Source organism: Streptomyces sp. NPDC053079, from assembly GCF_044546695.1.
GTDB lineage: Bacteria > Actinomycetota > Actinomycetes > Streptomycetales > Streptomycetaceae > Streptomyces.
Genome location: NZ_JBITZJ010000002.1, coordinates 120,355 through 145,905 on the forward strand (window position 1 = coordinate 120,355; position 25,551 = coordinate 145,905).

The 25,551-nt window shown below is 71.7% G+C and carries 24 protein-coding genes and 1 riboswitch; of the genes, 13 read left to right on the forward strand and 11 right to left on the reverse strand.

Going from position 1 to position 25,551, the window contains the following annotated elements; translation table 11 throughout:
• The first annotated feature begins 99 nt into the window (after positions 1 to 99).
• The gene (locus ACIGXW_RS07775; RefSeq protein ID WP_399571071.1) at positions 100 to 945 is read left to right on the forward strand and encodes a helix-turn-helix domain-containing protein; all 846 of its coding nucleotides are present in this window, start codon (positions 100 to 102) and stop codon (positions 943 to 945) included.
• Positions 935 to 1,165, forward strand: a complete 231-nt coding sequence (locus tag ACIGXW_RS07780) for a DUF397 domain-containing protein (RefSeq protein WP_399571073.1) — start codon at positions 935 to 937, stop codon at positions 1,163 to 1,165. The genes ACIGXW_RS07775 and ACIGXW_RS07780 overlap by 11 nt, the downstream gene beginning before the upstream one ends.
• Here ACIGXW_RS07780 and ACIGXW_RS07785 read toward each other — a convergent pair.
• The 3 genes from ACIGXW_RS07785 to ACIGXW_RS07795 form a co-directional block, all read right to left on the reverse strand.
• Entirely contained in the window at positions 1,120 to 1,806 is a 687-nt protein-coding gene (locus ACIGXW_RS07785; RefSeq protein WP_399571076.1) for a class I SAM-dependent methyltransferase, read from the reverse strand. The genes ACIGXW_RS07780 and ACIGXW_RS07785 overlap by 46 nt on opposite strands.
• A gap of 57 nt (positions 1,807 to 1,863) precedes the next feature.
• Positions 1,864 to 2,520 (reverse strand): hypothetical protein, encoded by a 657-nt coding sequence (locus ACIGXW_RS07790; protein WP_399571079.1) that lies wholly within the window; start codon positions 2,518 to 2,520, stop codon positions 1,864 to 1,866.
• A 220-nt stretch (positions 2,521 to 2,740) separates the two neighbouring features.
• The gene (locus ACIGXW_RS07795; RefSeq protein ID WP_071961753.1) at positions 2,741 to 3,316 is read right to left on the reverse strand and encodes a TerD family protein; all 576 of its coding nucleotides are present in this window, start codon (positions 3,314 to 3,316) and stop codon (positions 2,741 to 2,743) included.
• A 194-nt stretch (positions 3,317 to 3,510) separates the two neighbouring features.
• Between ACIGXW_RS07795 and arfB the strand changes: the two genes are divergently transcribed.
• Positions 3,511 to 3,939, forward strand: a complete 429-nt coding sequence (gene arfB, locus ACIGXW_RS07800; protein WP_071961754.1) for an alternative ribosome rescue aminoacyl-tRNA hydrolase ArfB — start codon at positions 3,511 to 3,513, stop codon at positions 3,937 to 3,939.
• 20 nt (positions 3,940 to 3,959) lie between these two features.
• Here arfB and ACIGXW_RS07805 read toward each other — a convergent pair whose 3' ends face one another.
• On the reverse strand, positions 3,960 to 4,511 hold the full coding sequence (locus tag ACIGXW_RS07805) for a flavin reductase family protein (RefSeq protein WP_399571081.1): 552 nt from the start codon (positions 4,509 to 4,511) through the stop codon (positions 3,960 to 3,962).
• A gap of 321 nt (positions 4,512 to 4,832) precedes the next feature.
• Between ACIGXW_RS07805 and cdgB the strand changes: the two genes are divergently transcribed.
• Positions 4,833 to 6,647: a diguanylate cyclase CdgB gene (gene cdgB / locus ACIGXW_RS07810; RefSeq protein WP_399571083.1), complete on the forward strand. Its 1,815-nt coding sequence runs from the start codon at positions 4,833 to 4,835 to the stop codon at positions 6,645 to 6,647.
• A gap of 178 nt (positions 6,648 to 6,825) precedes the next feature.
• Positions 6,826 to 7,779, forward strand: coding sequence for a carbohydrate-binding protein (locus tag ACIGXW_RS07815; RefSeq protein ID WP_399571084.1), 954 nt, complete (start codon positions 6,826 to 6,828; stop codon positions 7,777 to 7,779).
• On the opposite strand, the gene ACIGXW_RS07820 is transcribed toward ACIGXW_RS07815, so the two are convergent.
• From ACIGXW_RS07820 to ACIGXW_RS07840, 5 genes are all read right to left on the reverse strand, one after another.
• Positions 7,766 to 8,608 (reverse strand): ketose-bisphosphate aldolase, encoded by an 843-nt coding sequence (locus ACIGXW_RS07820; protein ID WP_399571086.1) that lies wholly within the window; start codon positions 8,606 to 8,608, stop codon positions 7,766 to 7,768. The two genes, ACIGXW_RS07815 and ACIGXW_RS07820, sit on opposite strands and share 14 nt — an antisense overlap.
• 153 nt (positions 8,609 to 8,761) lie before the next feature.
• Positions 8,762 to 9,682: a 1-phosphofructokinase family hexose kinase gene (locus tag ACIGXW_RS07825; protein ID WP_399571088.1), complete on the reverse strand. Its 921-nt coding sequence runs from the start codon at positions 9,680 to 9,682 to the stop codon at positions 8,762 to 8,764.
• A 123-nt stretch (positions 9,683 to 9,805) separates the two neighbouring features.
• Positions 9,806 to 10,960 carry an N-acetylglucosamine-6-phosphate deacetylase gene (gene nagA, locus ACIGXW_RS07830; RefSeq protein WP_399571090.1) on the reverse strand — a complete coding sequence of 385 codons (1,155 nt, stop codon included), beginning with the start codon at positions 10,958 to 10,960 and terminating at the stop codon, positions 9,806 to 9,808.
• Entirely contained in the window at positions 10,960 to 11,964 is a 1,005-nt protein-coding gene (locus ACIGXW_RS07835) for an ROK family protein (protein ID WP_399571092.1), read from the reverse strand. The genes nagA and ACIGXW_RS07835 overlap by 1 nt, the downstream gene beginning before the upstream one ends.
• Positions 11,965 to 12,125: 161 nt before the next feature.
• Positions 12,126 to 13,031, reverse strand: coding sequence for an SIS domain-containing protein (locus tag ACIGXW_RS07840; RefSeq protein ID WP_399571094.1), 906 nt, complete (start codon positions 13,029 to 13,031; stop codon positions 12,126 to 12,128).
• A 250-nt stretch (positions 13,032 to 13,281) separates the two neighbouring features.
• On the opposite strand from ACIGXW_RS07840, the gene ACIGXW_RS07845 reads away from it, so the two are divergent.
• The 3 genes from ACIGXW_RS07845 to otsB all read left to right on the forward strand — a co-directional run bounded on the left by ACIGXW_RS07845 (position 13,282) and on the right by otsB (position 15,756).
• Positions 13,282 to 14,535 carry an extracellular solute-binding protein gene (locus tag ACIGXW_RS07845; RefSeq protein WP_399571096.1) on the forward strand — a complete coding sequence of 418 codons (1,254 nt, stop codon included), beginning with the start codon at positions 13,282 to 13,284 and terminating at the stop codon, positions 14,533 to 14,535.
• Positions 14,536 to 14,545: 10 nt separating this feature from the next.
• Positions 14,546 to 14,815, forward strand: a complete 270-nt coding sequence (locus tag ACIGXW_RS07850; RefSeq protein WP_071961780.1) for a DUF3263 domain-containing protein — start codon at positions 14,546 to 14,548, stop codon at positions 14,813 to 14,815.
• Positions 14,816 to 14,916: 101 nt separating this feature from the next.
• Entirely contained in the window at positions 14,917 to 15,756 is an 840-nt protein-coding gene (gene otsB, locus ACIGXW_RS07855) for a trehalose-phosphatase (RefSeq protein WP_399571098.1), read from the forward strand.
• 84 nt (positions 15,757 to 15,840) lie between these two features.
• Here otsB and ACIGXW_RS07860 read toward each other — a convergent pair whose 3' ends face one another.
• Together ACIGXW_RS07860 and ACIGXW_RS07865 are read right to left on the reverse strand one after the other, a co-directional pair.
• Positions 15,841 to 17,325, reverse strand: a complete 1,485-nt coding sequence (locus ACIGXW_RS07860; protein ID WP_071961761.1) for a trehalose-6-phosphate synthase — start codon at positions 17,323 to 17,325, stop codon at positions 15,841 to 15,843.
• A 41-nt stretch (positions 17,326 to 17,366) separates the two neighbouring features.
• Positions 17,367 to 18,314: a glucosyl-3-phosphoglycerate synthase gene (locus ACIGXW_RS07865; RefSeq protein WP_399571100.1), complete on the reverse strand. Its 948-nt coding sequence runs from the start codon at positions 18,312 to 18,314 to the stop codon at positions 17,367 to 17,369.
• 151 nt (positions 18,315 to 18,465) lie between these two features.
• Positions 18,466 to 18,610, forward strand: a riboswitch (SAM riboswitch).
• A 17-nt stretch (positions 18,611 to 18,627) separates the two neighbouring features.
• Here ACIGXW_RS07865 and thrC point away from each other — a divergent pair.
• The 5 genes from thrC (at position 18,628) to ACIGXW_RS07890 (ending at position 25,526) form a co-directional block, all read left to right on the forward strand.
• Positions 18,628 to 19,902: a threonine synthase gene (thrC, locus tag ACIGXW_RS07870; protein ID WP_399571102.1), complete on the forward strand. Its 1,275-nt coding sequence runs from the start codon at positions 18,628 to 18,630 to the stop codon at positions 19,900 to 19,902.
• Between the two features lie 78 nt (positions 19,903 to 19,980).
• Positions 19,981 to 20,256 (forward strand): MoaD/ThiS family protein, encoded by a 276-nt coding sequence (locus tag ACIGXW_RS07875; RefSeq protein ID WP_360912131.1) that lies wholly within the window; start codon positions 19,981 to 19,983, stop codon positions 20,254 to 20,256.
• A 434-nt stretch (positions 20,257 to 20,690) separates the two neighbouring features.
• Entirely contained in the window at positions 20,691 to 20,897 is a 207-nt protein-coding gene (locus ACIGXW_RS07880) for a cold-shock protein (protein WP_005486335.1), read from the forward strand.
• A gap of 344 nt (positions 20,898 to 21,241) precedes the next feature.
• On the forward strand, positions 21,242 to 22,864 hold the full coding sequence (groL, locus tag ACIGXW_RS07885; protein ID WP_071961765.1) for a chaperonin GroEL: 1,623 nt from the start codon (positions 21,242 to 21,244) through the stop codon (positions 22,862 to 22,864).
• A gap of 157 nt (positions 22,865 to 23,021) precedes the next feature.
• Entirely contained in the window at positions 23,022 to 25,526 is a 2,505-nt protein-coding gene (locus ACIGXW_RS07890) for an ATP-binding protein (RefSeq protein ID WP_399571104.1), read from the forward strand.
• The last annotated feature ends 25 nt before the right edge of the window (positions 25,527 to 25,551 follow it).

The window sequence follows — 25,551 nt, forward strand, 5'->3', positions numbered from 1 at the left end:
GTTGTGCTTACTGCGTGTGCGTTCAGGGTTGCGGTTTGGAGCTACGCTCAACAGGGGGGAGCGCTCTACAACGGCGTTGTTGTGAAGGGGAGTTAGCCTGTGGCCAACGGTTCCGGTGCGGTTGGGCGTTACGGTCAGGCCAGGGTGGGGTGGGAGTTCTTCGGCTCCGAGCTGAAGAGGCACCGCGAGGCTGCCGGGCTCACACAGCAGGAGCTGGGCAGACGGGTGATCTGCTCCGGCGCGTACATCGGGCAGTTCGAGACCGGTACGCGTAAGCCGCAGCTGGATGTCGCGCAGCGGGTTGATGAGGAGCTGAAGACGGATGGATTCTTCGCGAGGATGTGCGAGAACCTGATCAACAGTTCGCTTTGTATGGACTACTTCGCGGAGGTAGCGCATCTCGAAGGAATCGCCGCCGAGATCCATGCATATGCGCCGGTGTTCGTGCCCGGAGTGTTTCAGACGGCAGCCTACGCGCGCGCAGTGTTCAAGGGGGGTTTCCCGCTGGCGGCGAGGGAGGATGTCGACTCCTGGGTGGCCGCGAGGCTTGGGCGGCAGAGCATCCTCGAACATCCAACAAGGCCCTTGTTGTGGACGATCATTGACGAGAACGTCATGCGGCGCCCAACGGGGAGTGCTGCTGTCATGCACGAGCAGTTGCTCCGTGTGGCCGAACTAACCCGCAGCGAGCGCATCATCATGCAAGTTCTGCCGTACAGCTCGGGCACACCCGTGCTCGGCGGGATGGTCAAGCTCATGACCTTCGACGACGCCCCGCCAGTCGCATACACGGAAGGCGCGATGAGCGGAACCCTGTTGGACGATCCGGCTCGCGTTTCCAGACTCCAGCGCGCCTACGACTTCACGATGGCCGCGGCACTGTCGCGCGAGTCGTCTCTGGCTTTGATCGAATCGGCTGCTGAGGAGTACGCGGATGAGCACTGAGCATGCGCCAACCTGGCGCAAGAGCAGCTACAGCGGCGCCGGCGGAGGAACCGGCACTGACGACTGCCTCGAGGTCGCCGACCACATACCCGGCTTAGTGCCCGTCCGGGACAGCAAGAATCCCCACGGCCCCGCCCTCGTCTTCCCCGCGCCGGCCTGGGCCGCCTTCGTGGCCTACGCCGGAACCGCCCGTACCCACGTGCGGTCGTCCGTCAGGTAGGTGTCGACGGCCAGATCGGCCTCGGCCAGGGCCCGTTCGAACGCCTCCGGCGTCAGGGGGCGGGACAGGAACGTCTGGGTCCAGTGGGCGTCCGGGAAGACGTACTCGGCGTGGACGGAACGGACGCCGGGGCCGGCCGGGTCGGAGGACACGATCCGGATGAGGCCGTCGGCCAGCGGCCGCTCCTGGGGCAGGTTGTCGTGCCGGTCCGCCGCTTCGCGCTGGATCAGTACGCAGCCGGTGTCCGTGACGTGCCGGCGGCAGGTCCGTAGGAGTCCGTGGGCGACCCGCGGGTCCCCGGCGTGCACGAGGAACGAGCCCAGGACCACCACGTCGAAGCGTTCGTCGAGCTCCAGCTCCTCGATCGGGCTGTGAACGGTCCGGGCTCCGCTCACCCGCTCCAGCATCTGCGGGGACTCGTCGACGGCGGTCACGGTGAAGCCCCGCTCCACCAGGGGGTGGGTCACGCGGCCGACCCCCGAGCCCAGTTCGAGGATGCGGGCCGCGGGCGGGGCCGCACGCTCGATGATGTCGGGTTCGTCCCACACGGGCAGCCGTAGATAGAGGTCGACCGCGCAGCCGTCCGGCGTGATCGCTCCTGGTCCGGTTCCCCGGTATCCCACGCGCATTCGCTCGCTCATTGCTTCATCCGAACACGGTGGGGCCGGCCTGGGAAGGGCCGCGTCACGGGCCTTCCATCACTTCACCGCGGCGCTCTCCAGCACCGTGTCCACAATGCGGCGCTCGTTCGGGCCGGCCGACTGCGCGATGCCGAGGAGGAAGGACGAGCGGCCGTCGGGTACCGAGATGAGGGTGAGGCGGAGGTGGCCGGTGTGGCCGTGGCCGTCGTTGGTCTTCATGACCACCGTGTGGGCGGGGTGGCCGCTCACACGGGTCGGGCGGGACTCCTCGCGCGTCGAGCTGCCGTCCGGGTGGAAGAACGCGGCGTTCGACCGGGCCGCCCGCTCCGCCGTCCGCTGCAGCTCGGACTCCGGAACGGTTCCCGCACGGCCCGCGAGGACGACGCTGCCGTTCGTGTCGTCGGCGTCCTCCGTGTTGATCATCGAGTTGAAGGCGTTGATCAGGCTGCCCTGCTCCTTGTGCTTCCAGCCCTCGGGGATCGCATAGGAGAGGCCCGTCGCGTTGTCCACGACGCGGGGCCGGCCGGCCAGTGGGGCGTCGTCGCGCGTCAGCCACCACGCGGCGGCGCCTCCGCCCGCGAGGACGAGGATCACTGCCGCGATGATGCCGGCCACCACGGCGCGGCGATTTCCCGAGGGCGCGACCGCGACCGGGGGCGGGTAGCCCGGGCCGGGCGGATACGGCGGAGGGCCGGCAGGGGGCGGTGTGATCATGTGTCCAGCATCCTGCCCCTGTCCGGATCGGCCGTGAGCGTTCGTACTCAGATTCGGTACTCAGATCCGGTACGCGGATTCGGTACGGGGATTCCGGCGCCGCCCCGGCCATGCCGGAGAGGGCCACGCCCAGGGACGGGGTGGCCCTCTCTCGCTGCTGCGACGGCGCTACGGCAACGGCGCGACTACGGCGGCGTCGCGACTCCTACGGCGCCGGACGTCAGACGTTGACGCCGAAGTCCTGCGCGATGCCCGCGAGGCCCGAGGCGTAGCCCTGGCCGACGGCGCGGAACTTCCACTCGGCGCCGTTGCGGTACAGCTCGCCGAAGACCATGGCGGTCTCGGTGGCGGCGTCCTCGCTGAGGTCGTAGCGGGCGAGCTCGGCGCCGCCGGCCTGGTTGATGATGCGGATGTAGGCGTTGCGGACCTGGCCGAAGTTCTGCGAGCGCGTGGTGGCGTCGTAGATGGAGACCGGGAAGACGATCTTGTCGATGTCGGCCGGCAGGGCCGCCAGGTTGACGTTGATCTGCTCGTCGTCGCCCTCGCCGGCACCCGTGACGTTGTCACCGGTGTGGACGATGGACTGGTCCGGGGTGGACTTGTTGTTGAAGAAGACGAAGTGGGAGTCGGAGTAGACCCGGCCGCCCGCGTTCACGGCGATGGCGCTCGCGTCGAGGTCGAAGTCCGTACCCGTGGTGGTGCGGACGTCCCAGCCGAGGCCGACCGTGACGGCCGCCAGGCCCGGGGCCTCCTTGGTGAGGGAGACGTTGCCGCCCTTGGACAGGCTTACAGCCATGGGAATGTCCCTTTCTGGTGGGGTAGTGCCACGAAGCTCGCGCCCGAAGCTACCGTCACCCCAGTTAACGCCGACCGAGGGACGCAGGGTTCCAGCCTTCTTTACTTTCTTTGCCAATTCCTGATGCCGGCCTCGCCGCGGCCGGGCTCAAAACGAGGTGACGGGGGCGCTCGTGGCAGGGGAACATGGGACGCATGTCCGGTCCCCACGTCATCCGCGGCTCCGTCTCCCTGCCCGAGGCCGAGCTCATGTGGCGTTTCTCGCGGTCGTCCGGGCCGGGCGGACAGCACGTCAACACCAGCGACAGCCAGGTCGAGCTGCGGTTCGACCTCGCGGCGACCGACGCGCTGCCGCCGGTGTGGAAGGAGCGCGCCCTGGAGCGGCTCGCCGGCCGGCTGGTCGACGGGGTCGTGACCGTACGGGCCTCCGAGCACCGTTCGCAGTGGCGCAACCGCGAGACCGCCGCCGTACGGCTGGCGTCGCTCCTGGCGGAGGCCACGGCGCCGCCGCCGAAGCCGCGGCGGCCCACGAAGATCCCCCGCGGCATCAACGAGCGGCGGCTGCGGGAGAAGAAGCAGCGCGCCGACACCAAGCGGGGCCGGTCGGGCCGGGACTGGTCCTAGGGCCCAGCCCTCTCAGCCCCCTATGCCAGGAAGCGGTACCGCCCGCGGAAGTACGTCAGGGGTCCGCTCTCCGAGCTCGGGGTGTCGGCCCGCAGGACGCGGCCGATGACCAGCGTGTGGTCCCCCGCCACGACCCGCTGCTCGGTGCGGCACTCCAGCAGGGACAGCGCGCCCCGCACGAGCGGTGCGCCCGTGATCTCGCCGCGCTCGTAGGGGATGTCCTCGAAGAGGAGACGGTCGCTGATGCGGCCCTTCATCGCGAAGCGGCCGGCGATGTGACGCTGGCTCTCGGAGAGGATCGAAACCGCCCACAACGGTTGGTGCTCCAGGAGATCGTCCATCCGGGAGCCGTTGCGAACGCTCACCATCACCAGGGGCGGCTCCAGCGAGACGGACACGAACGCGGTCGCCGTCATGCCGACGTCCTCGCCGCGCGGCCCGTCCTCCGGGTCGTGCGCGGTCACCAGCACGACGCCCGCGGCAAGGCGGGCGAGGGCTGCGCGGAATTCGTCGGCGGTCACCCCTTCAGGATGAGCTATGCCGGTCTCTGGGGCCGTAGTCGTCTGCAACACGCTCCGCACGCTAGCCGTCCCGGGGGACGAGGCGCATCGGGCTGCGGGACCAGACGGGTCCTAGGTCGAAAGCGCCTCGAAACCGACGCGAAACCGTCGCGAAAACGATCCTGCCGTGTCTTCGAATTTGCGTTCACGAAGCATAGGGGTGCGCTCGAACGCCAGTAGTAGGACTTCATCACACTTTGTGACTTGAGTCACAGAGGGCAGTAATTGTTGACCCTGTGTACCGGGTGGTCAGCTCGCTGTGATTCAGTGGCCGGGTAAACGGACGAACAAGAAGCCTGGAGTTGCTGTCGAGGTCTCGGGGGAGAGCGAGCTATGGAGACCGAGTCGGAGCCGTATGTCCGCCTGGCGACCTTGAGACAGGTCCATCAGGCGATCGCGGAACTGAACACCGCGCGCAGCCTCGCGGACACCTTGCAGACCGTCGCCGACGGCATCGTCGCCGGGCTCGGATATGAGCTCTCGGCCGTCAACCTCGTACGCCCGGACGGCGATCTCGTCGTGGCCGCGGTGGCCGGAAGCGCCAGCGCCGAGGCGCTCATGGCCGGTCGCGTCGGCTCCCGCGTCTCGTGGGAGCGGCGGCTGTCGATGGGCGACCACTGGGGCGGGCTGCGCTTCATTCCGTACACCGAGGGCTGGGTCCTCGACGAGGACGACGTGCCCCAGTGGCACACCGCCGGACCGGCACCGCGCTTCGCCGACGAGTGGCACCCGATGGACCGGCTCTTCGCCCCCATGTACACCGCCGGGCCCTCCGGCGGGGAGCTGCTCGGCGTTATCTCCGTGGACAAACCGCGCAACGGGCGGCGGCCCGGCCCCTGGGGTCGCGAGGCGCTCCAGATGTATGCGTCGCAGGCGGCGATTGCGATCAGTAACGCTCGTCTACGCGCAAATATGCAGCGTGCCCTGGTCCGGCTCGAACGCGAGCAGCAGGCCCTGCGCGCCAGTGAGGAAAGCTTCCGCCAGGCCTTCGAGTACGCGCCCAGTGGCATGGCCATCGCCGAGATGGGCGGCGACCAGCACGGCCGGCTGCACCGCACCAACGACGCGCTGTGCCGGCTGCTCGGCCGCTCCGCGTCCCAGATGCGCCGCTACTCCTTCTCCGACCTCGTCCACCCCGACGACATCGGCACCCTCCTGCGCACCTCCGCCGAGGGCGGCCGCGCCGAGCTGCGCCTGGCCCGGCGCGACGGCACGTTCGTGTGGGTGTCGCTGCGCAACTCCGTCGTGGCCGACGCCGCCGACGGGCCGCGCTTCCTGCTCACGCACGTCGAGGACATCGAGGAGCGCAAGCGGCACGAGCTGCAGCTCGCCCACCGCGCCAGCCATGACTCCCTGACCGGCCTGCCCAACAGCGCCGAGCTGCGCGCCCGCCTCAGCAGCCGCCTCTGCGGCCGCCCGCCGGGCAGCGACACCCATGCCGCCGCGGCGGTGGGGCCGTACGGCTCCCTCGAGGGGTTCGCCGAGGTCGAGAGCACGGCGAGCGCGGCGGTGGGCGCCGCGGCGGGCGCGGTCGGCGCGGTCGGCGCCGTGGGGCTGCCGGGTACAGCGGGGGCGGCGGGCGTGACGGGCGTGATGAGCGCCGCGCACGGCTTCGGCTCCGACACCGGGCCCGACTACGCGCCGGACTTCACGCCCGACGACTTCGGCGGCGTCCCCGAGAGCCCGTACGGCCGCCACGAGCACCACCACGAGCACGCGATAGCGCCCGACGAGGAGGTCGACGACGGCACCAAGGGCCTGGCCGTCCTCTTCTGCGACCTCGACGGCTTCAAGTCGATCAACGACCGCTTCGGTCACCACACCGGTGACGCCGTCCTCATAGAGGTCGCCCGGCGGCTGAGCAGCGGGGTCCGCGACGGCGACACGGTCGCCCGGCTCGGCGGCGACGAGTTCGTCGTCCTGGCGGACGGGCTGGCCCCGGCCGACGCGGAAGATCTCGCGGTCCGGCTGCGAAATGCGATCATTCCCCCGATAAGGGTTGATGGCCGTGCGGTGCGGGTAGGGGCGAGTTTCGGAATCGGCTGGGCGGGTTGCGGAATGTCCGCGGACGAGGTCCTGCACTCCGCTGACCAGCGCATGTACGTCGAAAAACGCTCTCGCGCCAAGGCCGGCAGGCGGGCCGGCTGAGCCCCCTTGCGGCCCCGTCGGGGGGGTTGGGGCGCGGCGTGAAACCGCCCTGTCGGGGTAGGCTGCGCCGATGCGGCACCGCCGCCGACCGTGGTGGCCGCCCCGGCCTCGACAGCCGCGGATTTGGCGCGTACGAGCGTGGGCGCCGATGGGCACACCATGTGGGGAGTGACAGGGGATGACGGCCGGTAACAACGGCACCGGTACGCCGGAGAACGACGACCCGTTCGGTTACCTGTACCGAGGCGGTGAGGGGTCCACCGAGGGCGGCGGTTCCGCCACCCACCAGCCGGGCGTCCCCCGAACGTCGCACCACCAGGTACGCCCGGTCGGCTCACGCACCTACGGCGGCCAGCAGGGCGCCGCCGCCCAGCGCCCCGCGCCGAACCCGCACTACGCCGCCCCCGAGACCCTGCCGGGCGGCATGCCGCCCGCCGCCGGCGCCCCGCAGCCGAGCGGGCACGCGGCCGGCGGCAGCGCCCGGCCGAACCGGCGTGGTCTGCTCATAGCCGCCATAGCCGTGGTGCTCGTGGTCGCGGGCGGCATCGGCGTGGCGATCATGACCAATCAGTCGTCCGGCAAGGACGACAAGCAGAACAGTGCGAGTGATGGGCAGAACCCGGGCGGCGACTCGGGTGAGTCCGACGATTCTTCTTCGAAGAAGAAGGAAAAGGACAAGAAGGGCGACGACGAGCCCAAGAATCCGTCGGTCAACGGGCAGCAGAAGCGCGACGTGGCGAGCCTGCGGCTTATCGGTGGTGCCACGACGGAGAAGTCGGTCTCGGGCGCGAAGGCGAACGACGGCGCTTACGTCACCGGCGTGAACCAGCAGGGCGCGGGCGTCGAGTGGACGGTGGAGGTCCAGAGTGCCGGCCGTTACCGGCTGAACCTCTCCTACGGTGTGCCCGGTCAAGACGCGAACCTCACCATCACTGCCAACGGCAAGCGTGAGGGCAGGTCGATCGACATGAGGGACCACATCCACACCAAGCCGGGTGAGTGGTCGAGCAACTGGATGAGCACCTGGTCCGAGATAAGCCTCAACAAGGGGACGAACGTCATCAGGCTTTCCTGCGAGGCCGGCAACAAGTGCGACTCGCACCTCGACCAGGTCTGGCTCAGCGGGGCCTGACATTCCGCAGAAAACCCGCCACCACCCCCGCCATCGCCTCGCGTGCGGGGGTGAGGTATTTCCGTGGGTCCACCGTCGACGGGTGGGCCTCCAGGAACGCTCGTACCGCGCCGGTGAAGGCCGTGTTCAGGGCCGTGCCGACGTTGATCTTCGTCATGCCCGCCGCCACCGCCGCGCGGAGTTCGGTGTCCGGGACGCCCGAGGAGCCGTGCAGGACCAGGGGGACCGGGACCGCTTCGCGGAGGGTTGTGATCAGGGCGTGGTCGAGGGTGGCCGTGCGGGTGGTCATGGCGTGGGTGCTGCCTACGGCCACGGCCAGGGCGTCCACGCCGGTGTCGGCTACGTAGGCCGCCGCCTCGGTGGGGTCCGTGCGGACGCCGGGGGTGTGGGCGTCGCCCGCCTTGCCGCCGACGCGGCCCAGTTCCGCCTCGATCCACAGGCCGCGCTCGTGCGCCCAACCGGCCGCTTCGGCCGTGGCCTTGACGTTGTCTCCGTAGGGCAGCTTCGAGGCGTCGAACATCACTGACGTGAAGTCATGTGCTGACGCTGCGTGCAGGAGGGCCGTGCTCTCGACGTGGTCGAGGTGGAGCGCCAGGCGGGCGGTCGAGGACCGGGCGACCGCCGCCGTGGCGGCGGCGATGGGGGCGAGGCGGCCGCCGTGGAACTTCACGGCGTTCTCGGAGATCTGCAGGACGGCCGGGGTGCCGGCGGATTCGGCGCCGGTGGCGATGGCTTCGGCGTGTTCGACGGTGATGACGTTGAAGGCGGCTACGGCCTGACGGGCCGCCTGAGCCGCCGACATGAGCTCACTGGTGCGGACGAGTGGCATGCGGGCTCAGCCCTCCTGTGGGTAACCGTGGCTCCGGCCGGTTCGGCACCGCCGGGCCGGCCCGGCGGGGCGCGGCGCCGTTGCGGCGGGAAGAAAGCCCCAGTCCCGCCCCTTCCCGAAACCGGGGCTTCGCCCCGGACCCCGCTCGTGTGGTCACAGCTCCCTCACCCGTACGCGGGTCAGCGTTTCCTCGTACGTCGCGCGGTCGAACTCGCCCGCTGCCGGGGCGCGGACCGTCGCGGCCGACAGGGCCACGGCGCGGGTCAGGCGGTCGGGCCAGGGCAGGCCCTCGGACCAGGCCGAGAGGAGGCCGGCCACGGCGGAGTCGCCGGCGCCCGTGGGGTTGCCCGGCAGGGGTTTGGGCGGGGTGGCGTGCCAGGTGCCGTCCGGGGTGACGGCGAGGATGCCCTCGGCGCCCAGGGAGGCGGCCACCGCGTGGGCGCCGCGGCGGCGGGTGTCGAGGGCGGCGCGCAGGGGCTCGGTGGAGCCGGTCAGGGCGGCCAGTTCGGCGGCGTTCGGCTTGACCACGTCCGGGCGGGCGGCGACGCCCCGCCGCAGCGGCTCGCCGCTGGTGTCGAGCAGGACGGGCACGTGCCGGGCGCGGGCCTCGCGCACGAGGTGGGCGTACGCGCCGACCGGTACGCCGGGCGGCAGGCTGCCGCACAGGGCGACGGCGCGGGCGTTGCGCAGGAGGCGGACGTAGCGTTCGTCGAAGGCGGCCCACTCGTCGGGAGTGACGTCCGGGCCGCCCTCGTTGAGCTGGGTGGTGTCGCCGGTGGAGTCGTCGGCGACGCCGACCGTACGGCGGGTGTCGCCGGTGATGGGCACGAGCGCGTCGGTCAACGGGCCCGCGCACTCCGCGAGGAGCCGGCGCAGGGTCTTGCCCGTCGGGCCGCCCGCGAAGCCGGTGACCACGGTCTCGTGGCCCAGTGCGGCCAGGACCCGCGCGACGTTGAGGCCCTTGCCGCCGGGGCGTTCGGCGGCCCGGGCGACGCGGTGCGAGGCGTGCGGGAGCAGGCGCGGGACGCGGTAGGTCAGATCGAGCGCGGCGTTGAGCGTGACCGTGAGGATCATCGGCGCCTCTCTCTCACGACTGCGTGACTTCCCCCGATGACGGATGCGCGAGCGATCATGCCAAAACAGCGGCGGCAGGCCCAGACCTCGGGACCCGCCGCCGCCGTTCAAACCGGGGGAGAATCAGCCCACTTCGGGCCGAACCAGCCATTCGCCCTTGCGCATGACGCCGGCCAGGTCGTACGAGGCGTCCAGCACGACCAGGTCCGCGTCCTTGCCGGGCTCCAGCGAGCCGACCCGGTCGGCGACGCCCAGCACGCGTGCCGGATTGGCGGAAAGGGCCCGTACGACGTCCTCCACGGGCAGCTTGTCGAGGGTCACCGCGCGCTTGAAGGCCGTGTCGAGCGTCAGTGTGGAGCCCGCGATCGAGCCCGCCGTCGGGCCGTCGGCGATGCGGGCCACACCGTCCTTGACCTCGACGCGCATCGGGCCGAGCGGGTACATGCCGTCGTTCATGCCCGCCGCGCCCATCGCGTCCGTGATGAACGCGACCCGGTCCGCGCCCGCCCGGGCGAAGGCCAGCTCCAGGACGGCCGGGTGCAGGTGCGTACCGTCGTTGATCAGCTCGACGGTGACCCGCTCGTCCTCCAGCAGCGCCGCGATCGGGCCGGGCGAGCGGTGCATGAGCGACGGCATGGCGTTGAACAGGTGGGTGGCGACGGTCGCGCCGGCGTCGATGGCCGCGAGCGTGGCCTCGTACGTCGAGTCGGTGTGGCCTACGGCGGCGACGACACCGCTGTCCGCGAGCAGGCGTACGGACTCCAGGCCGCCCTCCAGCTCCGGCGCCAACGTCATCATGCGGGCCGCGCCGCGCGCCGCGTCGAGGAGCTTGCGGACGTCCGCCGGGTGCGGTTCGCGCAGCAGCTCCGGCTGGTGGGCGCCGCAGCGGTGCGGGGAGATGAACGGGCCCTCGAAATGGATACCGGCCAGGTCGCCCTGCTCGGTGAGCTCGGAGAGGACCGCGGCCTGCCGGGCGAGGTCGTCGAGGTCGCCGGTGACCGTGGAGGCGACCATCGTCGTGGTGCCGTGCGCGCGGTGCGTACGGATCGCGGTGAGCGCCTCCTCGGCCGTGCCGGCGGAGAAGGACGCGCCGCCGCCGCCGTGGACGTGGAGGTCCACGAAGCCGGGGACGATCCAGTGCCCGGTCAGGTCGATGGTGGGTGCCTCGTGCCGCACGTCGTCCGCGATGCGGCCGCCCTCGACCGTGACGCGGCCCCCCTCCGCCACGCCGGTCGGCAGCACCACGCGGGCGCCGGTGAGAACCGTTCGTTCGACCATCAGGCGGATACCTCCGTGGGTTCCATGGATTGCTTGGCGAGCAGGTCCCAGGCGAGCAGGCCCGCGCCCAGGCAGCCGGCGGTGTCCCCGAGGGCCGCCGGGACGATGAGGGGGAGCTTCTGGAACGTGACGCGCCGCGCGACCGCCGCGCGCAGCGGTGCGAAGAGGGTGTCCCCGGCCTCCGCCAGCCCGCCGCCGATGATCAGCGTGCGGGGGTCGAGCAGGGTGAGGCCCATGACCAGGCCGTCGGCGAGGGCGTCGACCGCGTGCTGCCACACGGCGCGGGCGCGGGGGTCGCCGGCCTCGACGGCCCGCGCGCAGTCGGCGGCGTCGGCGGCCGGGTCGCCGCTCGCGGCGGCCCAGGCGCGGCCGACCGCTGAGGCGGAGGCGATCGTCTCCAGGCAGCCGCGGCCGCCGCAGCCGCACTCCGGGGCGTCGGGGCCGGGGCGCACGGCGATGTGGCCGATCTCGCCCGCGTAGCCGTGGGCGCCCTCCTCGATGCGGCCGTCGATGCCGATGGCGCCGGCTATGCCGGTGCCGAGGGGGACGAACAGGAAGCGGTCGGCGCCCCGGCCGGCGCCGATGCGGCCTTCGGCCAGGCCGCCGGTGCGGACGTCGTGGCCGACGGCGACGGGGGTGGGGGCGCTCCCCGTGCCGGTCTCCGGGCCGCTCTCCGTGCCGCTTCCCGTGCCGAGGCGGCGGCTCAGCAGGTCCCGGAGGGGGACGTCGCGCCAGCCGAGGTTGGCGGCGTAGACCGCGATCCCCCGGTCGGCGTCCACGATGCCGGGGACGGCGACGCCCGCAGCGGACGCGGGTTCGCCGAAGCGCCGCAGGCCGAGGTCGCGCAGCTCGGCGGCGAGCTCGAGGATGCCGGTCACGACGGCGTCGGGGCCCTCGGTACGGCCTGTGGGGCGCCTGGTCTCGTGCAGGAGCGCGTGGTCGGGGCCGATCAGCGCGGCCTTGATGGCGGTGCCGCCCACGTCCAGGGCGATGACGTGTTTCACGCATGTAGTTTTGCGCGTCCGGGCATGAAAGGTCTAGTCCACTCGCCGGGGGTGGGGGGTGTGCGGCGCCGTTTCCCGCCCGCGGCGGGCTTCGCGGCTCCGCCCCGGGTCCCGGTCCTCCATCGCCGGACGGGCTGGATTCGCCCGCCCGGCAGGCAGTCCTACTCGCCCAGGACCACGCTCCGCGTCAGGTTCCGTGGCGTGTCCGGGTTCAGGCCCCTCGACTCCGCCACCGCCACCGCCAGGCGCTGGGCGCGGACCAGGTGGGCCATGGGGTCGCGGGTGGTGTCCGCGGGGGTGAGGGTGGCGCCCGTGCGGGTCACGTCGGCCGGCAGCCCTTCCGGGAGGGTCCCGAAGCCCCACACCACCCGGCCCGGCGCCGCGATCGCCACCGGCCCGTGGCGGTACTCCATCGCCGGGTACGACTCCGTCCACGCGCCCGCCGCCTCGCGCATCTTCAGGGCCGCCTCCTGCGCCAGGCCATAGGTCCAGCCGCTGCCCAGGAACGTCCACTGCTCCGCCTCCAGCGCCGCCGCCGGCAGCGGGTCGGCCAGGGCCCACTCCGCGTCCGCCGCGGCCGCGACGACCGGGCCCGTGCCCTCCACGGCCGTCCGCAGGTAGGCCAGGGCCGTGGTCGCGAAGCGGGTCTGGACCACGGACTCCTCGTCCGCCCAGTCCAGCACCGCCACCTCGTCCGCCGCGTCCATGACCGGCGTCTTCGGGTCGGCCGTGATCGCCAGGGTGGGTGCCCGCACCGCGTCCAGCAGGCGCAGCACCTCCGTCGTCGTGCCCGAGCGGGTGATCGCCACGACCCGGTCGTACGGGCGCGTGAGCGGGAACTCCGACGCGGCGAAGGCGTCCGTCGCGCCCTGGCCGGCGGCCTCGCGCAGCGCCGCGTACGACTGGGCCATGAACCACGACGTGCCGCAGCCGGTCACCGCCACGCGCTCGCCCGGCCGGGGCAGGCCCGCCGCGCTCGCCGCGGCCTCGGCGGCGCGCCGCCAGCAGTCGGGCTGGGTGGCGAGTTCACGACCGGTGAGGGAGCCAGAGGAAGGGGAGGGCTTCATGCGCTGCTGCTCCTTGCGAGGTGCGGTTAGCGGTCCTCCCGTGGATAGCAGCCCTCTGTGACCTGGGGGAAGACCGCTACGGCGATACCGAAGCGCAACGCCGGAGCCGTAGACCGTAAGGTGGCGCGCGGGAGAAACTCACGGTCTCCACGGGACTCGCGAATCCCAGGGGGGAGATTCACGGTCCTCCATAGGGCGAACACGAACCACAAGGTGGGTAGCAGTAGTGCAGCGGCGGCGGTTCTTGGGCATGACGGCGGCGGGTGCCGCAACGGCGGCGTTGGCGCCCGCGCTGACGGCGTGCGGGAGCGAGGGCCCCGGCGGCGACAAGAAGCTGAAGCTCATCGCTGCTGACTATGGCGACAAACCGGGCAACTCCTCCAAGAAGTACTGGGACTCGCTGGTCCGCGAGTTCGAGAAGGAGCACGGTGGCATCAAGGTCGACGTCGAGGTCTACAGCTGGACCGAGGTCGACAAGAAGGTCGCCGACCTGGTCGCCGCGGGCAAGGCCCCCGACCTCGCGCAGATCGGCGCGTACGCCGAGTTCGCCGCGGCCGGCAAGCTCTACAGCGCCGAACAGATGATCTCCATCCCCACCCAGGCCGAGTTCGTCTCCTCGATCGCCAAGGCGGGGGAGGTGCACCGCGTGCAGTACGGCCTGCCGTTCGTCGGCAGTACCCGCCTGCTCTTCTTCAACAAGACGCTCTTCCGCCGCGCCGGCATCGCCAAGGCCCCCGAGAGCTGGGAGGAGCTGCAGGCCGCCGCCGTGAAGCTCAAGGCGGCCGGCGTGAAGATACCTTTCGGCTTGCCCTTCGGCCCCGAGGAGGCCCCGGCCGAGACCATGCTGTGGATGCTCGGCGGCGGCGGTGGCTACACCGACAACACCGGTGCGTACATCATCAGCTCGCCCGAGAACGTCAAGGCCTTCACCTGGCTGCGCGACGAGCTCGTCGGCAAGGACCTCACCGGCTCCGGCGACCCGGCCCGCACCAACCGCCAGCAGGTCTTCGACGCGTTCGTCAAGGGCGAGGTCGGCATGCTCCACGGCCACCCGACGCTGATGCAGCAGGCCAAGGCCAACAACATCGAGTTCGACATGGCGCCCCTGCCCGGCATCAGGGGCAAGGCCCAGTCGACCATGGGCGTCGCCGACTGGATGATGGCCTTCAAGCGCAACGGTCACGGCTCGCAGATCGGCACGTTCCTCGACTTCGTCTACAGCAAGAACAACGTGCTCAACTTCACCGGCCAGTACGAGCTGCTGCCGGTGACCAACTCCGCGTCCACCGCGATGCAGGGCGACCAGCGCTACCGCCACCTGTGGCAGTTCCTGGAGCAGCTGCAGAACGCCGAGTTCTACCCGGCCGACAAGACGTCCTGGGCGAAGGTCAGCGCGACGATCAAGGAAAAGATCGGCGCCGCCGTGCAGAAGGGCGGCGACCCGACCGCCATCCTCGGCGAGATCCAGCGCGAGGCGGAGGCGACGGAGCTCGCGGGCCGTTAGGTTGGGTGACGTGAACGAGGACCGGGGCGAGCCGCCGGGGGGCGATCCCTCCGCGCACGGGCTGTCCGAGCGCGATCTGGCCGTGCTCGCCCTGGAACGGCGCTCCTGGCCCGGCCCCGGTGCCAAGGAGCGGGCCGTGCGCGAGCGCCTCGGTATCACCCCGACCCGCTACTACCAGCTCCTCAACGCCCTCCTCGACGATCCGCGCGCCCTCGCCCACGACCCCGTCACGGTCAACCGGCTGCGGCGACTGCGCGACGCCCGGCGCGAGCGCCGCTGACGCGGACGCGACCGTACGGTTCGCGGGCGTACGCCCCTGGGTGTTCGTACGTCCCGTACAAGTGCCCGCCCCGGCGGCAGCGGCACCGGTAGGGTCGGCGTATGGGCAGCCACCCCCTCCCGGAACCCGTGACCGCCGCCGGCCGCGACGGCCTGGCCGCACTGCTGGCGCGGCCCGAACGCGCGGTCGTCGCCCTCGACTTCGACGGCACGCTCGCCGAGATCGTGCCGGACCCCGAGCAGGCCCGCGCCCACTCCGGCGCCGTGCCCGCCCTCGCCCGGCTCGCGCCGCACCTGGGCTCCATCGCCGTGATCACCGGCCGCGCGGCCGGAGTGGCGGTGCGCTACGGCGGCTTCGCCGGGGTCCCCGGCCTGGAACACCTCGTGGTGCTCGGCCACTACGGCGCCGAGCGCTGGGACGCCGTCACCGGCACCGTGCACGCCCCCGCGCCGCACCCGGGCGTCGCCGCCGTCCAGGCGGAACTCCCGGGCGTGCTGGACGAGTCGGGCGCCTGGCGGGGCACGTGGGTCGAGGACAAGGGCCGCGCCATCGCCGTCCACACCCGGCGCGCCGCCGACCCCCAGGCCGCCTTCGACGCCCTGCGCGAACCGCTCGCCGCACTCGCCGCGCGCCACGGCCTCATCGTCGAGCCGGGCCGACTGGTGCTGGAGCTGCGCCCGCCCGGCATGGACAAGGGCGTCGCCCTCGCCGAGTACGTGCGCGAGGTCGACGCCTCCTGCGTCCTGTACGCCGGCGACGACCTCGGCGACCTCGCCGCCTTCGCGGCGGTCGAGAAGCTGCGCTCCGAGGGGGTGCCCGGCACGCTCGTGTGCAGTGGCAGCGCCGAAGTCGCGGTGCTCGCGGAGCGGGCGGACCTCGTGGTGGACGGGCCGGCGGGCGTGGTGGAGCTGCTGACGGCGCTGGCGGCCGGGATCGGCTGACCCGGGGGCTCCGCCCCCGGACCCCCGGTCCTCACATGCCGGACGGGCTGGTTTTGTCCTCAATCGCCGGACGTGCTGGAACTGTCACAGTTCGAGCGCCCGTAGCTGCTCCGCGAACCAGCGCCCCGGCGGTAGTGCCGTCGCCGCCGCGGCCAACCGCTTCGTGCGTTCGGCGCGCTCGCCGGGGTCCATCAGCAGGGCCAGGTGGAGCGCGCGGGCGGTGGCCTCGATGTCGTACGGATTGATGGTGAGGGCCTCCTCGCCCAGCTCCGCCGCCGCCCCCGCCTCACGGGACAGGACCAGGGCGCAGCCGTGGTCGGAGACGACCGGGACCTCCTTGGCGACAAGGTTCATGCCGTCGCGGATGGGGTTGACCAGGGCCACGTCCGCCAGCCGGTAGGCGGCCAGGGAGCGGGCGAAGTCGTCCTCCAGATGGAGGGCCACCGGCTCCCAGTCCTCCGTGCCGAACTCGGCGTTGATCTCGCGGGCCAGCCGCCCGACCTCCGCCATGTAGTCGCGGTAGACGGCGAGGTCCTGCCGCGAGGGGTAGGCGAAGGCGATGTGCACCACCCGGCCCTGCCACTGCGGATGGTCCTGCAGCAGCCGCCGGAACGCGTGCAGGCCGCGCACGATGTTCTTCGACAGCTCGGTGCGGTCCACGCGGACGATCGTCCGGCGGCCCGGACCGACGCGCTCCCGCAGCGCCGCCAGCCGCTCCTCGACGTCCGGCCGGTGCGCCCGCTCCCGCAGGAAGTCCGCGTCCGCGCCCAGTCCGTGCACGCCGAGCCGGGTCGTACGGCCCTCGAAGCGCACCGCCGTGACCACGCCGCCCTCGCGCACCGTCTCCGCCCCGAGCGTGCTCTCGCAGCACGCGGCGAACGCCTCGGCCCAGCGGCGGGTCAGGAACGCCGCCCGGTCGCCGCCCAGGACGCCGCGCAACACCTGCGCGGCCACGTCGTCCGGCAGCAGCCGGTAGTAGTCGGGCGGGGCCCAGGGGGTGTGCGAGAAGTGCCCGATCCGCAGGTCCGGGCGGCGGGCGCGCAGCAGCCCCGGGACCAGCGTCAGGTGGTAGTCCTGCACCAGCACGCAGGCGCCCTCCGCGGCCTCCTCGGCGATCGCGTCCGCGAAGGCGGCGTTGTACGCCTCGTACGCCGCCCACTGGGCGCGGAAGGCGGCGTCGAAGGAGGGCTCCAGCGGGGTCTGCCAGAGCATGTGGTGGAGGAACCACAGCACGGAGTTGGCCACGCCGTTGTACGCGGCGGCGAAGGTTTCCGGCGGGATGTCGAGCATCCGCACCTGATGTCCGCCGGTGTCGGCCGACGCCAGTCTTCGGCCCGCGCGCCCGGCCGCCTCGCGGTCGCCGGGGCCCAGCGCGGCGCACACCCACACCGCCGCCGCCCCCTTGGGGTCCCGCCCGATCTCGCTCAGCCCCGAGACCAGCCCGCCGCCGCCCCGCCCCGCCACGAGCGAGCCGTCCTCGCGCGGCTTGTACGAGACGGGCCCCCGGTTGGAGGCCACGACGATCGGCGCGGCGGCGATCGGTGCGTCCGGCGTGTGCTCAGCGACCATGACCGCAGCCTTGCCCTTGAGGGAACCGCTCAAACGTACGCTTACGCGGCGCGCCGTCGGGCGTACTCGGGTATTCCGGCCATCGGCGGCCGCTCCTCGGTGTCCACCGCGTACGTGCGCGGCACGAACCCTTCCGCCGTGCGCTCGAACTGGGTGAGCGCCGGACGCACCAGATGGCCGCGCGCCAGCCGCAGCTGCGCGGTGCGGTAGATCGCGGCGGCCATCCGGCCCAGGGCCCGCCCGTCCTGGTGACGGTGCACGCGCACGCCGACGTCCACCTGCGCCAGCGCGTCCAGGCCCACCGTGTGCAGCGCGTCCACCAGCAGCCCCAGCTCCACGCCGTAGCCCACCGGGAACGGCAGCTGCTCCAGCAGTGAGCGGCGGGCCGCGTACTCGCCGCCCAGCGGCTGGACGAAGCCCGCCAGCTGTGGCCAGTGCAGGTTCAGCAGCGGGCGCGCCACCAGCTCGGTGACCCGGCCGCCCTGGCCGGAGACCTCGCCCAGCGGACGGTCGTACATGCCCTTGACGAAGTGCACGTCCGGGTCGGTCAGCAGCGGGCCGACGATGCCGGAGACGAAGCCCGCGGAGAAGTCCTTGAGGTCGGCGTCGATGAAGCAGACGATGTCGCCGGTGGTCGCCAGCAGCGACCGCCACAGCACCTCGCCCTTGCCGGGCAGCGCGGGCAGCCGCGGCAGGACCTCGTCGCGGTGCACCACGCGCGCCCCGGCCGCCGCCGCGACCTCGCCCGTACGGTCCGTGGAGCCGGAGTCCAGCACCACCAGCTCGTCCACCAGGGGTACGGCCTCGGTCATCAGCTCCCGGCGGATCGTGGCCACGATGGCCCCGACCGTGGCCTCCTCGTTCAGCGCCGGCAGCACGACGCTGACCGTGGTGCCGGTGCCGCCCTTCGCGGCCAGAAGCTGGTCGAGCGGACGGTCTGCTGCGGACCAGGACCGCCGGGCCAGCCAGCGCTCCACCTCTTCCAGCACGTGAATTACTCCTCGTTCGTGACGCATCTCGCGGTGCGGACGGCCCTCTCGCGCGGCCATCCCTTCCGTTACAGTCTTGAACAACGCGGACGCCCGTCCTATGTCGGGGTCGTCGTGCGCACAAACGCCTGGGCCCCGCCCAGTGCCATACCGCTCATCCAGAGGGGCAGAGGGACACGGCCCGATGAAGCCCCGGCAACCCTCCAGCCGGTCTTGTCGTTCACTGCGGCGAGGCTCCCGGCGGGGAAGGTGCCAATTCCGTCTCACGACGAGGTTCGTCGTGGGGAAGATGAGGAGAAAGGGCCTCGCCTCCATGGCTGTGCAAGCCGTTGAAAGTCGTACCGTCGTACCCTCCTTCGGCCCCGCCGTCGCGCTCTCCTGCCGCGAGTGCGGCGAGCGCTTCGACCTCGGGCCGGTCTTCGCCTGCGCCGTCTGCTTCGGTCCGCTGGAGGTGGCGTACGAGCTCCCGGCCGGCGACCCGGAGGAGCTGCGCCGGCGCATCGAGGCCGGCCCCGCCAGCATCTGGCGGTACGCCCCGCTGCTGCCGGTCCCCGCCGATGTCGCCGGCAAACCGAACCTCAACCCCGGCTTCACCAAGCTCGTCAAGGCCGACAACCTCGCCCGCGAACTGGGCGTCACCGGCGGCCTGTACGTCAAGGACGACTCCGGCAACCCCACGCACTCCTTCAAGGACCGCGTCGTCGCCATCGCCGTCGAGGCCGCCCGCGCCTTCGGCTTCACCACCCTCTCCTGCTCCTCCACCGGCAACCTCGCCGGCGCGGTCGGCGCGGCGGCGGCCCGCGCGGGCCTGGAGTCCTGCGTGTTCATCCCGCACGACCTGGAGGCCGGCAAGGTCGTCATGGCCGCGGTCTACGGCGGCGACCTCGTCGGCATCGAGGGCACCTACGACGACGTCAACCGCTTCTGCTCCGAGCTCATCGGCGACCCGCTCGGGGAGGGCTGGGGCTTCGTCAACGTCAACCTCCGGCCGTACTACGGCGAGGGGTCGAAGACGCTCGCGTACGAGATCTGCGAACAACTGGGCTGGCGGCTGCCGGACCAGATCGTCGTGCCGATCGCCTCGGGCTCGCAGCTGACGAAGATCGACAAGGGGCTGAAGGAGCTCATCGCGCTCGGGCTGGTCGAGGACCGCCCGTACAAGATCTTCGGCGCCCAGGCGGAGGGCTGCTCGCCGGTGTCGCGGGCGTTCAAGGACGGCCACGACGTCGTCCGGCCGGTGAAGCCGGACACGATCGCGAAGTCCCTCGCGATCGGCAACCCCGCGGACGGGCCGTACGTGCTCGACATCGCGCGGCGGACGGGCGGCGCCGTCGAGGACGTGACGGACGCCGAGATCGTCGACGCGATCAGACTGCTGGCCCGGACGGAGGGCATCTTCGCGGAGACGGCCGGCGGGGTGACGGTGGGGGTGACCCGCAAGCTGATCGAGGCGGGTGTGCTCGATCCGGCGCTGACCACCGTCGTGCTCAACACGGGGGACGGGTTGAAGACGCTCGACGCCGTGGCGGCGGGGCCGACGGTGACGATCCGGCCGTCGCTGGACGCGTTCAGGGCCGCCCGCTCCTGAGCGGGGCTCCGCCCCGCACCCCGGTCCTCAATCGCCGGACGGGCTGAGTGTGTCCGGCCTCCACTCAAAGGTGATCCCATGAGCGTCAGCGTCCGTATCCCCACCATCCTTCGTACCTACACCTCCGGCCAGGCCGAGGTCAGCGCCGAGGGGGCCACCCTCGCCGAGGTCATCGCGTCCCTCGAGGCGAACCACCCCGGAATCGCCGCCCGGGTCCTCGACGAGAGCGGCAGGCTGCGCCGGTTCGTCAATGTGTACGTCAATGACGACGACGTGCGCTTCGAGGGCGGGCTCGAGGCCGCCACGCCCGACGGGGCGGGGGTCTCGATCATTCCGGCTGTGGCCGGCGGCTGAGCGGGCTAAATCATTGGCCTGAGCTTTTCGCAGCGTTCCTGAGCAATTCCCTGGAATCACCCCGCACGTTAAACGGACGGGGTGATTCCGTCTGTTGAAGCGCGATACAGTTGGGGCGTTCCCCCTCCGGTGTCACTGCCGAACGCATATGAGAACCCGTCAAGTTGTGCGCGTAACGTGTGCACGAATTGTCGGGTTGGTTGCGTTATGCCCGGCCCGACTTGCCCGGGAAGCGGTGGAAATCGGTGCTAATAAGCACTCGGCCACGCCCGGAATTCTCGTCCGACTGACCTGTTGCAGACGGCATCCGTGCAGATACATTCAGCCGCGGTCGACGCGTTCCGGCGCACACCCCCAACCTGTCTGGGGGTGAGGTCTGACCCGGGTCCGCGAGGTGCGGTCCTGCGCAAGGGCCAGTAATAGGGGAGTTAGGCATGGCTCAGGGCACCGTCAAGTGGTTCAACGCGGAGAAGGGGTACGGCTTCATCGCGGTCGACGGTGGTGCGGATGTTTTCGTCCACTACAGCGCGATTCAGATGGACGGCTACCGCACCCTCGAGGAGGGGCAGCGAGTCGAGTTCGAGATCTCGCAGGGCCAGAAGGGGCCTCAGGCGGACATGGTGAGGCTGGCCGCCGGCTGATCACGTCGCATCGACCACCGGCTCATAACGGCTCGCCGTCGAGGGGCCCGCACCTGTTCGAGGTGCGGGCCCCTCGCGTGTGCGCGGGCCGGGGAGTGGGCAGGGTTGCAGCCGGTGCGGCGATCCCGCCACCCAGGGTGGGATACCGGGCAGACCGCTTGCACTCGGGTGGGTCGAGTGCTAATCATTGGGCTTAGCACTCTCCGGGTGAGAGTGACAGATTTGGACCGTCGGTGAGGTCGGCGAGCCAAGCGGGGCAAGGAACCGCGGGGCACGCAGGCCGTCCGTCGCGGGCGCCAGCGCGGTCCGGAGCAATCCACCCCGTCCTGGGAGGACCACTTCACATGGCCAAGATCATCGCGTTCGACGAGGAGGCACGGCGCGGTCTCGAGCGCGGGATGAACCAGCTCGCCGACGCCGTCAAGGTCACCCTCGGCCCCAAGGGCCGGAACGTCGTCCTCGAGAAGAAGTGGGGCGCCCCCACGATCACCAACGATGGTGTGTCCATCGCCAAGGAGATCGAGCTCGAGGACCCGTACGAGAAGATCGGCGCCGAGCTGGTCAAGGAGGTCGCGAAGAAGACGGACGACGTCGCCGGTGACGGCACGACGACCGCGACCGTCCTCGCCCAGGCGCTGGTCCGTGAGGGTCTGCGCAACGTGGCCGCCGGTGCCAACCCGATGGCCCTGAAGCGTGGCATCGAGAAGGCCGTCGAGGCCGTCTCCGCCGCCCTGCTCGAGCAGGCCAAGGACGTGGAGACCAAGGAGCAGATCGCCTCCACCGCCTCCATCTCCGCCGCCGACACCCAGATCGGCGAGCTCATCGCCGAGGCGATGGACAAGGTCGGCAAGGAAGGCGTCATCACCGTCGAGGAGTCCCAGACCTTCGGTCTGGAGCTGGAGCTCACCGAGGGTATGCGCTTCGACAAGGGCTACATCTCGGCGTACTTCGCCACCGACATGGAGCGTATGGAGGCGTCGCTCGACGACCCGTACATCCTGATCGTCAACTCGAAGGTCGGCTCGGTCAAGGACCTGCTGCCGCTCCTCGAGAAGGTCATGCAGTCCGGCAAGCCGCTGCTGATCATCGCCGAGGACGTCGAGGGCGAGGCCCTGTCGACCCTGGTCGTCAACAAGATCCGCGGCACCTTCAAGTCCGTCGCGGTCAAGGCTCCGGGCTTCGGCGACCGTCGCAAGGCCATGCTGGGCGACATCGCCATCCTCACCGGTGGCACGGTCATCTCCGAGGAGGTCGGCCTCAAGCTGGAGAACGCCGGTCTCGACCTGCTCGGCCGCGCCCGCAAGGTCGTCATCACCAAGGACGAGACGACCATCGTCGACGGTGCCGGTGACAGCGACCAGGTCCAGGGCCGCGTCAACCAGATCCGCGCCGAGATCGAGAACAGCGACTCCGACTACGACCGCGAGAAGCTGCAGGAGCGCCTGGCGAAGCTGGCCGGCGGCGTGGCCGTCATCAAGGCCGGTGCCGCGACCGAGGTCGAGCTCAAGGAGCGCAAGCACCGCATCGAGGACGCCGTTCGCAACGCGAAGGCGGCCGTCGAGGAGGGCATCGTCGCCGGTGGTGGCGTGGCCCTGCTGCAGGCCTCCCAGGTCTTCGAGAAGCTCGAGCTCGAGGGCGACGAGGCGACCGGCGCCAACGCCGTGAAGCTGGCCCTGGAGGCCCCGCTCAAGCAGATCGCCGTCAACGGTGGTCTCGAGGGCGGCGTCGTCGTGGAGAAGGTCCGCAACCTCACCGTGGGTCACGGCCTCAACGCCGCGACCGGCGAGTACGTCGACATGATCGCCGAGGGCATCATCGACCCGGCGAAGGTCACCCGCTCCGCCCTGCAGAACGCCGCGTCCATCGCCGCGCTCTTCCTGACCACCGAGGCCGTCATCGCCGACAAGCCGGAGAAGGCCGCCGCGGCCGCTCCGGGCGGCATGCCCGGCGGTGAGATGGACTTCTGATCGACCTCTGACGGTTGATCGCCTGTCCTCATGGACACCGGGGCGGCACTCCCTCACGGGGGTGCCGCCCCGGTGGCGTTTTCCGGGACGCCGCCCGCGCCGGGCCTCTAGCGTGTGGTCGGCACACTTTCCGGAAGCGGAACGCGGGGGCGCGGGCATGCAGGCCGACAACGACATCAACGGTGGCGTCTTCTTCAACGTCGTCGCACAGGGCGGGAACGTCACCCTCGAACTGCCGAGGGAGATCACACCCGCCCTCACCGGCATGCCCGCCCCCTCCGCCACCTTCACCGGCCGCGACGCCGACCTGAAGCCCCTCGTCGAGGCGCTGCGCCCCGGCTCCGCCGGCGAGCGCGCACCCCGCGTCTGCGCCGTGGCCGGACTGCCCGGCGTGGGCAAGACCGAGCTCGTCCTGCAGGCCGCCTGGTACGCGCTGGACCAGGAGGGATGGTTCCCCGGCGGCGCGCTGTTCATCGACCTCTTCGGCTACGACAACGAGCGCCGCTTCACCCCCGAACGCGCCCTCGGCTCGCTGCTGCGCGCCCTCGGCATACCCGACGAACACGTCCCCGCCGATCTGCAGGACCGCGCGCGGCTGTACCGCTCGGTGCTGTCCGCCTACGCCGACCAGGGGCGCCGCATCCTCGTCGTCGTGGACAACGCCCATGCCACCGAGCAGGCGAAGCCGCTGCTCTCCGCCGATCCGCGCGTCCCGGTCCTCGTCACCTCCCGGCACACCCTGACCGGGCTCGGCGCCCGGCTGCGCGATCTGTCCGAGCTGGACGAGGAGTCCGCGGTCGAGCTGCTGCGCAGCGCGCTGCGCGAGGCCCGGGGGGAGGACGACACGCGGGTCGACGACGACCCCGGGACCGCCGCCGCCCTCGCCGGGCTGTGCGGTTACCTCCCGCTGGCGCTGTGCGTCGTGGCCGCGCTGCTCGCCGAGCTGGAGAGCCGGCCGCTGTCCTCGCTGGCCGGTGCGCTCAAGGACAACCGGCGGCGGCTGGAACGGCTCGCCTGCGAGGACGTCGCCGTGCGGGCCGTCTTCGGCCTCTCGTACGAGCACTTGGGCGCCGAACAGGCCCGGCTCTTCCGGCTGCTGTCGCTCAACCCCGGCCCCGACCTCTCCACCGAGGCGGCGGCCCGGCTCGCCGACGCCGACCCGTACGCCGCCGAGGAACTCCTCCAGGCGCTGGCCCGTGGCCATCTGATCGAGCAGGGTGTCGCGTACGGGCGCTGGCGCATGCACGACCTGATGCGGCTGTACGCCGCCGAGCAGGGCGAGGCGCGGGGCGGTGAGGACGCCCCTACCCAGGCCCTCGAACGGCTCTTCCAGTACTACGCGAGGACCACCGGCGCCGCCGCCGGCCGCCTGGCCCACGCGGCGGGCCCGGACCGGGCCGGCCCGGAACCCGGCTTCGCCACCCGGGAACAGGCCGTGGCCTGGCTCGACGACGAACGCGCCAACCTCGTCGCGGCCGCGGTGGCGGCACCCGGCCTCGGCGCGCGCAAACTGTCACTGATCCTCTTCGAGACGCTCAGCGGCTACTTCTCCCTGCGGCGGCACTTCGACGACTGGCTTCTCATCGGCGTCACGGCCATGCGGGTGGCCCTGGACCTCGACTGGCCGCTGGCCCAGGCGGAAGTGACGCAGAACCTGAGCGTCCCGATGCGCCACCTGAGGCGGTTCGACCAGGCGGCCGACATGCTGGAGGCGGCGAGGGCCGTCTACCGGAAGATCGGTGACCGGAGCGGCGAGGGCGGCGCCCTGAGCAACCTCGGCCTGGTGCTGTGGGAGACGCGCCGCTTCGACGAGGCGATCCCCCTCCTGGAGGAGGCGATCGCCATCCACCGGGAGACCGGGGACCGCCACAGCGAAGGCGTCGCCCTCACCAACCTCGGCCTGGTCCTCCAGAGCCTGCGCCGGTTCGCCGAGGCCGTCGAGGTGTACCGCGAGGACGTCGCGATATGCGGGGAGATCGGGGACCGGCGGGGCGAGGCACAGGCCCTCAACAACCTCGGCACGGTCCTGCGGGAGGAAGGCCGGCTCGACGAGGCGGCCACGGCCCTCACCGAGGCCCGCACCGCCTTCCATGAACTCGACGACCGGCACGGCGAGGCCCAGGCCCTCACCAATCTCGGCGGCGTCCTCGCCCGCCAGGGCCGCTCCGAGGAGGCGATCGACGCCCAGACCCGGGCCGTCGACGCGTTCCGCGCCTTCCGCGCCCCGCACGACGAGGCCACGGCCCTGAGCAACCTCGGCCTCGCCCTGCTCACGGCGGACCGCCCCGCCGAGGCTGTCGCCCCCCTCGACGAGGCCGCCGCCGGCTTCCGGCGCCTGGCCGACCGCGCTGGCGAAGGCATGGCCCTGACGAACCTCGGCACTGCCCTGCGCCTGGCCGGCCGGACCCCGGAGGCCCTCGACACGTACGCCCGGGCCGTCGCCCGCTACCGCGAGAGTGCCGACCGCTACCACGAGGGCCTGGCGCTGGTGAACCTCGCCGCGACCCTCGTGGACGCCGACCGGGCCGAGGAGGCCCGGGCCGTCGTCGACGAGGCGGTCCCCGCCCTGCGGGAGACCGGGGTGCTGGCGGAGGGGGCGACCGGGACGGTCACCCTGGACGGCCTGCGCACGCTGCTGCGCGAGTCCGGGATCGTCTGGTGACCGGACGTGATCCGGCCCGGATGAG

Excerpts from the sequence above, each read along its gene's own strand:
- ACIGXW_RS07780 (WP_399571073.1), top strand. The coding sequence starts at position 935 with ATGAGCACTGAGCATGCGCCAACCTGGCGCAAGAGCAGCTACAGCGGC.
- ACIGXW_RS07785 (WP_399571076.1), bottom strand. The coding sequence starts at position 1,806 with ATGAGCGAGCGAATGCGCGTGGGATACCGGGGAACCGGACCAGGAGCG.
- ACIGXW_RS07790 (WP_399571079.1), bottom strand. The coding sequence starts at position 2,520 with ATGATCACACCGCCCCCTGCCGGCCCTCCGCCGTATCCGCCCGGCCCG.
- ACIGXW_RS07795 (WP_071961753.1), bottom strand. The coding sequence starts at position 3,316 with ATGGCTGTAAGCCTGTCCAAGGGCGGCAACGTCTCCCTCACCAAGGAG.
- arfB (WP_071961754.1), top strand. The coding sequence starts at position 3,511 with ATGTCCGGTCCCCACGTCATCCGCGGCTCCGTCTCCCTGCCCGAGGCC.
- cdgB (WP_399571083.1), top strand. The coding sequence starts at position 4,833 with ATGGAGACCGAGTCGGAGCCGTATGTCCGCCTGGCGACCTTGAGACAG.
- ACIGXW_RS07815 (WP_399571084.1), top strand. The coding sequence starts at position 6,826 with ATGACGGCCGGTAACAACGGCACCGGTACGCCGGAGAACGACGACCCG.
- ACIGXW_RS07820 (WP_399571086.1), bottom strand. The coding sequence starts at position 8,608 with ATGCCACTCGTCCGCACCAGTGAGCTCATGTCGGCGGCTCAGGCGGCC.
- ACIGXW_RS07825 (WP_399571088.1), bottom strand. The coding sequence starts at position 9,682 with ATGATCCTCACGGTCACGCTCAACGCCGCGCTCGATCTGACCTACCGC.
- nagA (WP_399571090.1), bottom strand. The coding sequence starts at position 10,960 with ATGGTCGAACGAACGGTTCTCACCGGCGCCCGCGTGGTGCTGCCGACC.
- ACIGXW_RS07840 (WP_399571094.1), bottom strand. The coding sequence starts at position 13,031 with ATGAAGCCCTCCCCTTCCTCTGGCTCCCTCACCGGTCGTGAACTCGCC.
- ACIGXW_RS07845 (WP_399571096.1), top strand. The coding sequence starts at position 13,282 with ATGACGGCGGCGGGTGCCGCAACGGCGGCGTTGGCGCCCGCGCTGACG.
- otsB (WP_399571098.1), top strand. The coding sequence starts at position 14,917 with ATGGGCAGCCACCCCCTCCCGGAACCCGTGACCGCCGCCGGCCGCGAC.
- ACIGXW_RS07860 (WP_071961761.1), bottom strand. The coding sequence starts at position 17,325 with ATGGTCGCTGAGCACACGCCGGACGCACCGATCGCCGCCGCGCCGATC.
- thrC (WP_399571102.1), top strand. The coding sequence starts at position 18,628 with ATGGCTGTGCAAGCCGTTGAAAGTCGTACCGTCGTACCCTCCTTCGGC.
- ACIGXW_RS07875 (WP_360912131.1), top strand. The coding sequence starts at position 19,981 with ATGAGCGTCAGCGTCCGTATCCCCACCATCCTTCGTACCTACACCTCC.
- ACIGXW_RS07880 (WP_005486335.1), top strand. The coding sequence starts at position 20,691 with ATGGCTCAGGGCACCGTCAAGTGGTTCAACGCGGAGAAGGGGTACGGC.
- groL (WP_071961765.1), top strand. The coding sequence starts at position 21,242 with ATGGCCAAGATCATCGCGTTCGACGAGGAGGCACGGCGCGGTCTCGAG.
- ACIGXW_RS07890 (WP_399571104.1), top strand. The coding sequence starts at position 23,022 with ATGCAGGCCGACAACGACATCAACGGTGGCGTCTTCTTCAACGTCGTC.